Raw genomic sequence first — 12,272 nt, 5'->3', positions numbered from 1 at the left:
TCGACGACAAAGTCAAAGAGGCTGGTACGGAGAGGGAGCAGATGCAGCCACGTCGCGTCGCGGTGCTGGGCGGAGGGCCGGGCGGGCTCTACGCCGCCCGCCTGCTCAAGCTCGCGGATCCATCCTGCGAGGTCGTCGTGCACGAGCAGGGCGAGCCCGACACCACCTTCGGTTTCGGCGTGGGCCTGGCCGCGGGCACGCAGCGCAAGCTCGAGGCGGCCGACCCGGACACGCTGCGGGACCTCGTGGCCGCGGGCCTGCGGCACGACATGACGATGCAGGTCGGGCCGCACACGACCCGGGTGCGCAACGACCGGCTGATCGGCATCGCGCGCACCGAGCTGCTCGCCGTGCTGCAGCGGCACGCGGAGAAGGCCGGCGTGGTGCTGGAGTTCGGCACGCGCGTGACCGCCGGGGAGCTCGACGCGGACGTGGTGGTCGCCGCGGACGGGGTCAGCAGCGCGACCCGCGAGAACGGGCCGTTCGGCGGGCGGATCGAGGTCGGCCGGGGCCTCTACCTGTGGTGCGGCACCGACTTCGCCCTCGACGACGCCGTCTTCGCACCGGTGGAGACCGAGCACGGGGTGTTCGTCACACACGCCTATCCCTACTCCGGCGGGCGCAGCACCTTCCTCGTCGAGACCGACGAGGAGACCTGGCGACGGGCCGGGTTCGACGCGTCGACGCAGGCCACCCCATTCGACGCCTCGGACGAGACCTCGCTGCGCTACCTCCGGGAGGTCTTCGCCGAGCAGCTGCGCGGGCAGCCGCTGATCGGCAACCGGACGCGCTGGCTGCGTTTCCGCACCGTCCGCTGCGACCGCTGGTCGGCGGGCAACACCGTGCTGCTGGGCGACGCCGCGCACACCGCGCACTTCTCCATCGGCTCGGGCACGAAGCTGGCGATGGAGGACGCGATCGGCCTGGTCGACGCGCTCCGCGCCGAACCGGACCGGGATGCGGCGTTCGCGCGCTACGAGGCGGTGCGCCGGCCCGCCGTCGAGCGGCTGCAGGAGCTCGCCCGGCGCAGCCAGCTGTGGTGGGAGTCCTTCCCCGCCCGGCTGCACCTTCCCGTGGAACGGCTGATGGTCGCCTACATGTCCCGGGCCGGGAACGTGCCGCTGGACCGGTTCGCGCAGACCAGCCCGGACGTCGTCGGCACGGCGCTGGAGCAGTACGCCGGTGAGCGCGCCGACGTCGCTCCCGAGGGCATCACCTCCTGGGTCCTCGACCACCCGCCGACCCGCGACCGCGCCGCCGACCTCGTCCCGCTGCACTCCGCGCTCGACGACCCGTGGTCCGCGGCCGGGGACGCGCTCGTCGCGCAGGCGCGGGGCACGGCCGGGGTCCGGCTCACCGGACCGCCCGATCGCCCTGCGCTGCTGACCCGGCTGGACCTGGCCGAGCGGATCGGCCTCGAGGCCGGCGTGCCGACGGCGGTGGAGGGACCGGCCGCGCTGCGCGACGATCTGGCGGCCGGGTTGGTCAGCGGCCGCACCGACCTGGTGGTGCTCATCGACGTGCAGGAGACGCCATGACCCTCGCCCAGGCCCCCCTGGTCCCGTACCCCGAGGCCGACGTCCGCGCCTACCGCGAGGCCGGGCTGTGGGGCACCGCCACGATCGCGACCGAGTTCCACCGGGTGGCCCTCGTCCACCCGGACCGGGAGGCCGTCGTCGCCCTCGACGGCCGGCTGACCTACCGCGCGCTCGACGAGCGCACCGACCGGCTCGCCGCCGGGCTCGCCGGGCTCGGGCTGCGGCCCGGCGACCCGGTGCTGTTCCAGGTCACGAACCGGCTCGACGCCGTCGTCGCCTGGTACGGGGTGCTGAAGGCCGGGCTGGTCCCGGTCGCCACCCTGGCCGCGCACCGCGGACACGAGATCGGCGAGATCAGCCACCGCGTCGGGGCGGTCGCGCACCTGGTCGAGGCGGGGACGCGCGGCTTCGACCTGGTCGGCTTCGCCGAGGAGCAGCGGGCGGGGCACCCGACGCTGCGGCACGTCCTGGTCGTCGGCGACGACCCGCGCGGCGTGGCGCTGTCGGCCCTCGGCGCCGGCGTCGACCGGGACTCCGCCCGGGCGCTCGTCGAGAGCGTCCAGGGCGACCTGGAGCCCGACGCCGTCGCGGCCTTCCAGCTCTCCGGTGGCACCACCGGAGTGCCCAAGGTGATCCCGCGGCTGCACGCCGAGTACTGGTACAACGCCGCGGAGTACGCGCGGTCCTGGGGCTGGACCGCGGACACCCGCGTCGCGCACCTGATCCCGATCATCCACAACGCCGGGATCGTCTGCGCGGTCCACGGCCCGCACAGCGTCGGCGCCTGCCTGGTCCTCGGCACGCCCGACCTCGACGAGTCGTTGCCGCTGATGGCGCGCGAGGGCGCGACCCACGTCCTGCTCGGGCACGGGCACTACCGGGCCGCCGGGCACCCGGACTTCCCCGCGGCCGTCGCGGCCGTGACCCAGGTCGTGCTGTCCGGCAGCAAGGTCCCGCCCGCCCTGTTCGACGGCCTGGAGGCCCGCGGGCTCTGGTCGGGGCAGCTGTTCGGGATGGGCGAGGGCCTGTTCCTCACCACCCGGCCGGGCGCGCCCCGGGAGGCCCGCGCCACGACCGTCGGCACCCCGCTGTCCGCGCACGACGAGGTGCGGATCCTCGAACCCGGGACGGAGGACGAGGTCCCGCCCGGCGAGGTGGGCGAGCTGTGCTGCCGCGGGCCCTACACCCTGCGCGGCTACTTCGACGCCCCGGAGCACAACGCGCGGGCCTTCACGGGCGACGGGTTCTACCGCACCGGCGACCTCGCCGCGCTGGTCGAGATCGGGGGGCAGCGGTGCGTCTCGATCGAGGGCCGGATCAAGGACCTCATCAACCGCGGCGGCGAGAAGATCAACGCCGAGGAGGTGGAGCTGCTGCTGCTCCGCCACGCGCGGATCACCGGCGCCGCCGTGGTCGCCATGCCGGATCCGCGGCTCGGCGAGCGGACCTGCGCGTACGTGGTGGTCGACGGGCCCGACCTGACCCTGCCCGAGGTGCGGGAGCACTTCGCCGAGCTGGGCGTCGCCAAGTTCAAGTGGCCCGAGCGGATCGAGCACCTCGCCGAGATCCCGCGGACGCTCGTGGGCAAGACCGACAAGAAGGCCCTGGCGGCCGACATCGCTTCCAAGGTGGGTACATGAAGAGGATCGGGCTGGTCGTCCCCAGCTCCAACGTGACCGTCGAGACCGAGATCCCCGCCCTGCTCGCCCGGCACCCCGAGCGGTTCTCCTTCCACTCCAGCCGGATGCGGATGCACCAGGTGTCGCCGGAGGAGCTCAGGGCGATGAACGCGCAGCGCGAGCGGTGCGTGGACGAGCTGGCCGACGCCCGCGTCGACGCCCTGCTCTACGCCTGCCTCGTCGCGCTGATGGCGCAGGGGCCGGGGGAGCACCAGCGCGTCGAGAAGGAGGTGCGCGCGCAGATCGACACCGTGGTCCTGTCCAGCGCGGGCGCCCTGGTCGAGGGGCTGCAGGCGCTGGGCGCGCGGCGGATCGCGCTGGTCACGCCGTACCTGCGGCCCCTGGCCGAGCAGGTCGTCGCGTACCTCGAGGCGGAGGGGTTCGCCGTCGTCGACTGGGCGGCCCTCGAGGTGGGGGACAACGCCGAGGTCGGCTGCATCCCCGGCGACCGGGTGCTCGGCGCGGCCCGCGGGCTGGACCTGACCGGTGCGGACGCCCTGGTGATCTCCGCCTGCGTGCAGATGCCGTCGCTGGACCTCGTCGCGCCCGCCGAGGAGGAGTTCGGGCTGCCGGTGCTGTCCGCGGCCACCGCCGGAGCGTACGCGCTGCTGCGCGGGCTCGGTCTCGATCCGGTGCTTCCCGGGGCGGGGAGGCTGCTCGCCGGGGCCGGACGGTCCGCTGCGCACGCTCCGGCGCCACCTACCATCGGCGCATGAGCGAACCGGGGGCGGGCCGGAAGGGCGGGCGGGCCGGCACGGCCCGGCGCGAGCTGGTCGAGAACGAGCTCTACGAGCACGCCACCCGGCTCTTCGCCGAGCGCGGCTTCGCCGGCACGAGCCTGCAGGACATCGCCGACGCCCTCGGCATCACCCGGCCCGCGCTCTACTACTACGTCAAGAGCAAGGACGAGCTGCTGGCCAAGCTCGTCACCGAGGTCACCAACGGCCCGCTGGACGAGCTGAACGCGCTCGTCGAGCGGGACGAGGACCCGGTCCGGCGACTGCGTGGGATCGTCGAGGTGATCGTCGGGAGGCGGACCACGCAGCCCGCGCGGTTCCGGCTGCTCATCCGCTCCGAGGCCGAGCTCCCGGCCGAGCTCACCGCGGCCTACGACGAGAGCCGCCGGGCGGTGCTCAAGGTCATCGCCGGGGTGATCGACGACGGCGTCCGCGCGGGCCGGTTCCGGCCCGTCGACGCCCGGGTCGCGGCGCTGGGCGTGCTCGGCATGTGCAACTGGGTCGCCTGGTGGTTCCATCCCGGCGGCAGGGACACCGCCGTGAGCGTGACCGACCAGCTCGCGGACATGGCCGTCGCCGCCCTGGTCCGCCCCGACCACCAGGCCCCCGAGGCCGAGGGGCCGGCCGCCGCCCTCAAGCTGCTGCGCCAGGACCTCGACCACCTGGAGCGCATCCTCGATCTCTGATCCCGCCGACCCACGGGCCCCTCCGCCGCAGGTGGAGGGGCCCTTCCTGTGTCCGAGCCCGCATTCGTCAGTGTCGTCGAACTGTTGACTCATCCGTCGACAGACGCGTACCGTCGACGGCGTCCGACACGAGGAGGCTGTTGATGAGCGAGCGGGACCACCGGGTGCAGGGGGTCGACCACGTCGCGTTCCCGACCTTCGACCCGGCCGCGACGGTGCGCTTCTACCGGGACGTCCTGGGGTTCCCGGTCGTGCACTCGATCTGTGCGGCGGGCTGGGGGCCGGAGGACCACCCCGACTTCATCCACTTCTTCTTCGACATCGGCAACTCCGACCGGATCGCGTTCTTCTACTACTTCGGCACCGACACCTCGGTCGGCGGCGCGGAGGGGGAGAAGGGGGACGTCTACGCGCGTTTCGGCGCGGACGTCCCGGAGTACTTCGTCCGGTCCCGGCACCTCGCCATCCACGTGGACGACGAGGAGGACCTGCTGGAGTACCGGCGCCGGCTCGACGCGAGCGACTGGCCGGTGGAGATGCAGATCCAGCACGAGACGATCGAGTCGATCTACACGCACGACCCGAACGGCTACATGTTCGAGATCACGAGGGCGATGCGGCCGGTCACGCCGCAGGAGGACCTCGACGCGAACCTCACGATCGACGCGCTGCTGGACGTCGTCGCCGAGCCCGGGCCGACCTTCGGGAAGCTGCTGGCGCGCAAGGCCGAGCTGATCGTGGAGCGCCTCGGGGGACGGCAGCCTGCGGAGCAGGCGGGGTGGGCAGGCCCGGCCGACTGGGAGCCGGTGCGCTCGTGACCACGCTCTACGTGCTCGACGTCCCCGAGAACACCGCCGTCGCGAAGGTCGCCGCCGAGGACCCGGCCGTGAGCGTCGGGCAGATCGGGCCGTACTTCGCGATCAGCGCCGCCGGGCCGATCGTGATCGACCGCCGCGCGACGGGCTGCCGGCACGCGGTCTGGTACTCCTGCGTCGGCGGGGTGGCCCGGGACGGCCGGATCACCCAGCACGACAAGGACGCGCTGCGCGTGGAGCCGGCGTGACCGGCGGTCTGGGCGCGGGCCGCTACCTGGCCGCGGGGCAGCGGCCGGATTCCACGGTCACCACCGTGCACGAGCTGACCACCGTCGACGGGGCGACCGTGCGCGGTGTGCTGGCCACGGTGCCCGGGGCCCGGACGGTGGTCTGCCTGATGCACCCGCGCCAGGACGTCACGCACCACCCGCTGGTCCCGCTGCTGCTGCAGGCCGGTGCGGCGGTGTGGACCCAGCACACGCGCTCGGTGAACAACGACCTCACGCTGGTCCACGAGCAGGCACTGCTCGACGTCGCCGCGGGCCAGGTCTTCCTGCGCGAGCAGGGCTTCGAGTCGGTGGTGGTGCTGGGGCACTCCGGCGGCGGCACGCTCTACGCCTTCTACCTCGAGCAGGCCGCACTCGCGCCCGGCGACCGGATCGCCACCACCCCCGGCGGCCGGCCGACGAAGCTCGCCGACGCGCCCATGCCGGTGGCCGACGGCGCGGTCTTCCTGGCTCCGCACCCGGGGCAGGGGGCGCTGCTGCTGGGCTGCATCGACCCGTCCGTCGCCGACGAGTCCGACCCGCTCTCCGTCGTCCGGGAGCTCGATCCCTTCTCGACGGCCAACGGGTTCGCCGAGCCGCCGACGAGCGCGACGTACTCCACGGAGTTCCTGCAGCGGTACCGGGCGGCGCAGCGCGACCGCGTCGCCCGGATCGACGCCGTGGCGCGGGAGCACCTCGCCCGCGCGGCCGAGGCGCGCGCCGCCGCCAAGGCGACCGGGAGCGCGGCGGACCGCCGCCGCTCGCTGGCCCCGCGGATCCTCACGGTGTTCCGCACGGACGCGGACCCCCGCACCGTCGACCTCTCCCTCGACCCGAGCGAGCGGCCCTACGGCTCGCTGTTCGGCAGGCGCCCCGACCTGATCAACTACGGCCAGGTCGGCTTCGGGCGGCTCACCACCCCGGAGGCCTGGCTCTCCACCTGGTCCGGGCTCAGCACCAACGCCGACTTCGTCCGCTGCGCCCCCGGCGTCGCCGTGCCGACGCTGTTCGTGGAGCTCACCGGCGACCAGGCGGCCTTCCCCTCCGACACCCGCCGCATGATCGCCGCCCTCGGGTCGGACGACCTCACGGTCGCCTCCGTGCGCGGCCTGCACTTCGGCGGCGCGATCGCCGAGGGCGAGCCGACGGGCAACGAGCTCGCCGCCACCGAGATCGAGGGCTGGCTCGACAAGCGCTTCGCCCTCGCCCGAGTCGATCAGTCCTCGCGGCGGTAGGCGGGGGCGCGGGGTGGGGCGGGGCGCGGTGCGCTCTCCAGCAGCGGGCCGGTCCGGGGCGGGACGACGACCGAGAGCACGACCACGCTCGTCGAGCGCCCCACCGAGGGGGACCGGTTGAGCGCGAGCAGCGCCTGCTGGAGGTCCTCGTGCGAGGAGGCGGCGAGCCGGCAGAGCACGTCGGACGAGCCGGTGGTGGCGTAGGCCTCGAGGACGGCGGGCTGGGCGGCCAGCTCGGCGGCGACGTCGTCGAGGGCGCCCTGCGCGATCTCCAGGCTGACGAAGGCCTGCACCCCGTGGCCGGCGGCGGCGAGGTCGATCTCCGGTCCGTACCCGGTGATCACGCCGGCGCGTTCGAGCCGGTCGAGGCGGGCCTGCACCGTGCCGCGGGCGACCTGGAGGGTGCGGGAGAGCTCGAGGACCCCGACGCGGGTGTGCTCCCGCAGCGCGGCGAGCAGGTCGACGTCGAGCGCGTCGAGTTCCATGTGGGCGGACTGTACAGCTGCGGGGCCCGGGAACCGGCCGAGAATGGGCGGAACGGCCAGCTCGGGTCGGCGCTGTTGCGAGGGATCGGCCGGAGAGGTGTCCTTCGTGTGCAGAGCCGCACGAGGAGGCCCGTCGTGACCGTCGATCAGTCCCTCACCGGCCAGGCCCCCGCCGGCCAGGCCCTCACCAGCCAGGAACGCCTCGCCGACCTGGACCTCGACCAGCTCCGCCAGCTGGTCGGCCTCGTGGAGTACGACGGCGAGGGCGATCCCTTCCCCGTCACCGGCTGGGACGCCGTGGTCTGGGCGGTCGGCAACGCCACCCAGACCGCGCTCTTCTACCAGGTCGTGTTCGGGATGGAGCTCGTCGCGTACTCGGGCCCCGAGACCGGCAACCGCGACCACCAGGCCTACGTGCTGCGCTCCGGCGCCGTCCGGTTCGTGTTCCAGGGCGGCGTCCACCCGGACAGCCCGCTGCTGGACCACCACCGCCGGCACGGCGACGGCATCGTCGACATCGCGCTCGAGGTGCCGGACGTCGACCGCTGCATCGCCCACGCCCGGGCGCAGGGGGCGACGATCCTGGTCGACCCGCACGACGTCGCCGACGAGCACGGCACGGTCCGCACCGCCGCGATCGCCACCTACGGCGAGACCCGGCACACCCTCGTCGACCGCTCCCGCTACTCCGGTCCCTACCTGCCCGGCTACGTCGCCCGCACCTCCGCCCACGCGACACCCGAGGGCGCGCCGCGGCGGCTGTTCCAGGCCCTGGACCACGTGGTCGGCAACGTCGAGCTCGGGCACATGGACGAGTGGGTCGACTTCTACAACCGGATCATGGGCTTCACGAACATGGCCGAGTTCGTGGGCGAGGACATCGCCACCGAGTACTCCGCGCTGATGAGCAAGGTCGTGGCCAGCGGCAACCACCGGGTGAAGTTCCCGCTCAACGAGCCGGCCGTCGGGCGGAAGCGCTCGCAGATCGACGAGTACCTCGACTTCTACGGCGGGCCGGGCGCCCAGCACCTCGCGCTGGCGACGAACGACATCCTGCGGACCGTGGACGTGCTGCGCGCGAGGGGGATCCAGTTCCTCCCGACCCCCGACTCGTACTACGAGGACCCCGCGCTGCGGGCCCGCATCGGCGAGGTCCGCGTGCCGATCGAGGAGCTGCAGTCCCGCGGGATCCTGGTCGACCGGGACGAGGACGGCTACCTGCTGCAGATCTTCACCCGGCCCCTCGGCGACCGCCCGACCGTGTTCTTCGAGCTCATCGAGAGGCACGGCTCGCTCGGCTTCGGGAAGGGCAACTTCAAGGCGCTGTTCGAGGCGATCGAGCGCGAGCAGGCCCGGCGGGGCAACTTCTGAGCCCCGTCGGCCGGCTCGGGGTCGAGCTGCTCGCCCCGCGGCTCGGCTGAGGCTTCCGGCGGGCGGGTCTCCCGCCCTAGGCTTTGAGGCAGCTGAATCAAAGGAGATCTCATGCCTCTGGCCCCCGACCTGCTCGGCACCCGCAGCGAGCCCGCCGAGTTCTCCTGGGACCGCGACGACGTGCTGCTCTACGCCCTCGCCGTCGGCGCCGGCCAGGACGACCCGCTCGACGAGCTGGCCTTCACCACGGACAACACCGAGGGTGTGACCACCGCGGTGCTGCCCACCTACGCCGCGATCATGACCCGGGTCGGCGCCGTGCCCCTCGGCGACATCGACCACACGAAGCTGGTGCACGCCGAGCAGGCCGTACGGCTGCACGCCCCGCTCCCGGTGGCGGGCCGGGTGCGGGTCACCGCCGAGGTCACCGGCGTGTTCGACAAGGGCAGCGGAGCCCTGGTCGAGACCACGTGCGAGGCCGTCGACGCGGCCACCGGCGCCCCGCTCGCGACGACGGTCGGCTCCGCGTTCATCCGCGGCGAGGGCGGCTTCGGGGGCCCGCGGGGCGGCTCCGCGGCGGCCCCGGCGCCGGACGGCCCGCCGGACCACGAGGTGCACTACGCCACCGGGCCCGGCCAGGCCCTGATCTACCGGCTGACCGGGGACCGCAACCCGCTGCACACCGACCCGGCCTTCGCCGCCCGCGGCGGGTTCGACCGGCCGATCCTGCACGGCATGTGCACCTACGGCTTCACCGCCCGGGCGCTGCTGCACACCGTCTGCGGGGGCGATCCGGCCCGGTTCGCGTCCATCGAGGGCCGGTTCACCGCGCCCGTCCTGCCCGGCGACCGGTTGACCGTCGCGATCTGGCGGGACGAGACCGGCGGCGCCACCTTCCGCACCACGCGGGACCCCGACGGCGCCGTGGTGATCGACCGCGGCCGGCTGCGGACGGCAGGCTAGCTCCGGCGGGGTCCCGTCGAGTCCCGGGCGACGAGCGGCGCGGGCAGCACGACCTCGGTCGCGTCGATCCGGCCGGTCAGCATGTCGACGAGTGTGCGTCCGGCCTGGTCGGCGGGGCTGGCCAGGGTGGTGAGCGGCGGCCGGCAGAAGGTCGCGCCGAAGATGTCGTCGCCGCCCACCACGCTGAGCGCGTCCGGGACCGCGACGCCGCGGTGCTCCAGCCGCTGCAGGACGCCGATGGCGAGCAGGTCGTTGAAGGCGATCACGGTCGTGGCGTCGGTGGCGAGCGCGGCGTCCGCGGCCGCGGCGCCCGCCTCGAGCGTCGGCGGGAAGGGGCCGAGCACGGTCAGGGCGACCCCGTGGCGGCGGCAGTGCGCCGCGAGCGCCGCGCGTCGGGTCGCGTCGGCCCACGAGGTCGCGGGTCCGCGCAGGTAGGCGACCGTGCGGTGGCCGAGGCTCGTCAGGTGCTCGACGACCTGGCGACCCGAGTCGTCGAAGTCGACGCACACGCTGGGCAGCTCGGGCAGTGTGCGGTTGAACAGCACCACCGGACGCCGATCGCGGAGCCCGTGCAGACCGGCGTCGTCGACGCGGGAGGAGAGCACGAACCCGTCGACGAAGGGGGCGAGCCGCTCCACGTGCGCGGCCTCGAGCTCCGGCTGCTCCTGGCTGTCCGCGATCACCAGGGTGTAGCCGGCGGCGGCCGCCTGGGCCTCGGCGCCGCGGATCAGACGGGCGTTGTGCGGGTTGGCGATGTCCGGCACGACCAGGCCGAGCATCCTCGTCCGGCCTGAGGGCAGGGCCTGGGCGATGCGGTTCGGCCGGTAGCCCAGGCGGCGGGCGACCTCCTCGACGTGCGCGCGGGTCCGCTCGCTCACCCGGCCGGGGTTGGACAGCGCGCGCGAGGCGGTCGACGTCGCGACCCCGGCCTCGCGGGCCACGTCGTAGATCGTGACCGGGCGGGACGGGCCGCCCACGGCGCCGTCGCTGTGATCCATGCCCGGAGTGTGGCACGCGATTGGCAATTCCCGGCAACCGGTTGCCATGATGTGGCGGGCCGAGTCGAGTGAGGGGAGCCGGATGCGCGCCACCGAGGGTGGACGGAACGACACGGTGGACGGGACGACCGCGGGACGCGCAGCAGACGGAGGGGGCAGGGCTCGGCTCATCTGGATCGCGGCGCTGCTCGCGTACGTCCTCGCCGTCACGCAGCGGACGTCGCTCGGGGCCGCGGGGCTCGACGCGGCGGACCGCTTCGGGATCTCGCCGAGCGAGCTGTCGCTGTTCGTGCTGCTCCAGGTCGGGGTCTACGCCGCGGGGCAGATCCCGGCGGGCCTGCTCGTCGACCGGTTCGGCCCCCGGCTCGTCCTCGCCGTCAGCGGGCTGATGCTGGGCGGCGGCCAGGCCCTGCTCGCGTTCGCCGGGTCCGTGCCGGCCGCGGCGACCGCGCGCGTGGTGGTCGGGGCGGGCGACGCCCTGGTGTTCGCCGCGGTGATGGCGCTGGTGCCGCGCTGGTTCCCGGCCCGCCGGGTCCCGCTGCTGACCCAGGTGACCACGATCGTCGGGCAGCTCGGTCAGATCCTCTCCACGCTGCCGCTGCTCCTGCTGCTGCACGCGACCGGCTGGTCCACGGCCTTCGGGGTCGCGGCGGCGGGGAGCGTGCTCGCGGCGGTGGTCGCGGGCACGGTCGTGCGCAACGGTCCGGGCGGCGCCCCGGCGCCCGACCCGGTGCCGGCGAGGGAGCTGCTCGCCCAGGTCCGCGCGGTGTGGCGGCGGCCCGGCACCCGGCTCGGGTTCTTCGGGCACATGGGCACCCAGTTCTCGATGATGACGTTCTCGCTGCTCTGGGGCCTGCCGTACCTGGTGTCCGCGCAGGGCCTCGACGCCGTGACCGCGGGCGCCCTCATGACGCTGCTGGTGGTCGCCTCGGTCTGCGTGGGCCCCGTGGTCGGGATGCTGACGGCGCGGCACCCGATGCGCCGGTCGTGGCTGCTGCTCGGCGTGATCGCCGCGACGGTCACGGTGTGGACGGTCGTGCTCGCGCTGCCGGGTCCGGCGCCGTTCTGGCTGCTCGTGCTGCTGATCCTGGTGCTCGCCGTCGGCGGGCCGGGCTCGGTCGTCGGGTTCGACATCGCGCGGACCACCAACCCGCGCGGCAACCTCGCCGTGGCCCAGGGCATGGTCAACATCGCCGGCTACAGCGCCTCGCTGGTGCTGCTCGCGGCGGTCGGCGCCGTGCTCACCGCGCTCGGCGGCTTCACCGCGGAGGCGTTCCGGGTCGCCTGGCTGCTGCAGTACCCGATCTGGGCGCTCGCGGTCGTGGGCATCCTCGCGACGCGGCGCAAGGCCCGCCGGCTCGACGCGGCCCGCGGGATCGCGCCGCGCCCGTTGCGCGAGGTGGCCGCCGGGCTCCGCCGGCCGCGGCCGCCGCGACGCAGGCCCGCCGCCCCGACCTGCCGGCCCGCGGCCACCCGGCGCGTGCCGGGCTGAGACGCAC

At 74.4% G+C, this 12,272-nt stretch carries 12 protein-coding genes; 10 read left to right on the top strand and 2 right to left on the bottom strand.

What is annotated here, in order from left to right; all coding sequences use genetic code 11:
- Window positions 1-41: 41 nt before the first annotated feature.
- The 7 genes from ACQP04_RS34255 (at window position 42) to ACQP04_RS34225 (ending at window position 6,956) form a co-directional block, all read left to right on the top strand.
- On the top strand, window positions 42-1,538 hold the full coding sequence (locus ACQP04_RS34255) for an FAD-dependent monooxygenase (RefSeq protein ID WP_433504581.1): 1,497 nt from the start codon (window positions 42-44) through the stop codon (window positions 1,536-1,538).
- Window positions 1,535-3,178, top strand: a complete 1,644-nt coding sequence (locus tag ACQP04_RS34250) for a (2,3-dihydroxybenzoyl)adenylate synthase (RefSeq protein WP_433504580.1) — start codon at window positions 1,535-1,537, stop codon at window positions 3,176-3,178. The genes ACQP04_RS34255 and ACQP04_RS34250 overlap by 4 nt, the downstream gene beginning before the upstream one ends.
- The gene (locus tag ACQP04_RS34245; RefSeq protein WP_433504579.1) at window positions 3,175-3,933 is read left to right on the top strand and encodes a maleate cis-trans isomerase family protein; all 759 of its coding nucleotides are present in this window, start codon (window positions 3,175-3,177) and stop codon (window positions 3,931-3,933) included. The genes ACQP04_RS34250 and ACQP04_RS34245 overlap by 4 nt, the downstream gene beginning before the upstream one ends.
- Complete coding sequence (locus tag ACQP04_RS34240; RefSeq protein WP_433504578.1) at window positions 3,930-4,640, top strand: TetR/AcrR family transcriptional regulator; 711 nt, start codon at window positions 3,930-3,932, stop codon at window positions 4,638-4,640. Before ACQP04_RS34245 ends, ACQP04_RS34240 begins: the two co-directional genes overlap by 4 nt.
- Before the next feature lie 143 nt (window positions 4,641-4,783).
- A complete protein-coding gene (locus tag ACQP04_RS34235) occupies window positions 4,784-5,458 on the top strand; it encodes a VOC family protein (RefSeq protein WP_433504577.1) in 675 nt (224 codons plus the stop codon).
- Window positions 5,455-5,703, top strand: coding sequence for a hypothetical protein (locus ACQP04_RS34230; RefSeq protein ID WP_433504576.1), 249 nt, complete (start codon window positions 5,455-5,457; stop codon window positions 5,701-5,703). Before ACQP04_RS34235 ends, ACQP04_RS34230 begins: the two co-directional genes overlap by 4 nt.
- The gene (locus tag ACQP04_RS34225) at window positions 5,700-6,956 is read left to right on the top strand and encodes an alpha/beta hydrolase (RefSeq protein ID WP_433504575.1); all 1,257 of its coding nucleotides are present in this window, start codon (window positions 5,700-5,702) and stop codon (window positions 6,954-6,956) included. The genes ACQP04_RS34230 and ACQP04_RS34225 overlap by 4 nt, the downstream gene beginning before the upstream one ends.
- On the opposite strand, the gene ACQP04_RS34220 is transcribed toward ACQP04_RS34225, so the two are convergent.
- On the bottom strand, window positions 6,938-7,441 hold the full coding sequence (locus tag ACQP04_RS34220) for an Lrp/AsnC family transcriptional regulator (RefSeq protein ID WP_433504574.1): 504 nt from the start codon (window positions 7,439-7,441) through the stop codon (window positions 6,938-6,940). The genes ACQP04_RS34225 and ACQP04_RS34220 overlap by 19 nt on opposite strands.
- 210 nt (window positions 7,442-7,651) lie before the next feature.
- Between ACQP04_RS34220 and hppD the strand changes: the two genes are divergently transcribed.
- Window positions 7,652-8,812, top strand: coding sequence for a 4-hydroxyphenylpyruvate dioxygenase (hppD, locus tag ACQP04_RS34215; RefSeq protein WP_433508490.1), 1,161 nt, complete (start codon window positions 7,652-7,654; stop codon window positions 8,810-8,812).
- A gap of 111 nt (window positions 8,813-8,923) precedes the next feature.
- Entirely contained in the window at window positions 8,924-9,775 is an 852-nt protein-coding gene (locus tag ACQP04_RS34210) for a MaoC/PaaZ C-terminal domain-containing protein (RefSeq protein ID WP_433504573.1), read from the top strand.
- On the opposite strand, the gene ACQP04_RS34205 is transcribed toward ACQP04_RS34210, so the two are convergent.
- Entirely contained in the window at window positions 9,772-10,773 is a 1,002-nt protein-coding gene (locus tag ACQP04_RS34205) for a LacI family DNA-binding transcriptional regulator (protein WP_433504572.1), read from the bottom strand. The two genes, ACQP04_RS34210 and ACQP04_RS34205, sit on opposite strands and share 4 nt — an antisense overlap.
- An 82-nt stretch (window positions 10,774-10,855) precedes the next feature.
- On the opposite strand from ACQP04_RS34205, the gene ACQP04_RS34200 reads away from it, so the two are divergent.
- Window positions 10,856-12,265 carry an MFS transporter gene (locus ACQP04_RS34200; protein WP_433504571.1) on the top strand — a complete coding sequence of 470 codons (1,410 nt, stop codon included), beginning with the start codon at window positions 10,856-10,858 and terminating at the stop codon, window positions 12,263-12,265.
- Window positions 12,266-12,272 lie beyond the last annotated feature (7 nt).

The sequence above is a fragment of the Pseudonocardia halophobica genome, assembly GCF_050948485.1.
GTDB classification, from domain to species: Bacteria; Actinomycetota; Actinomycetes; order Mycobacteriales; family Pseudonocardiaceae; genus Pseudonocardia; species Pseudonocardia halophobica.
This window is presented reverse-complemented; position numbering and strand designations above follow the sequence as displayed.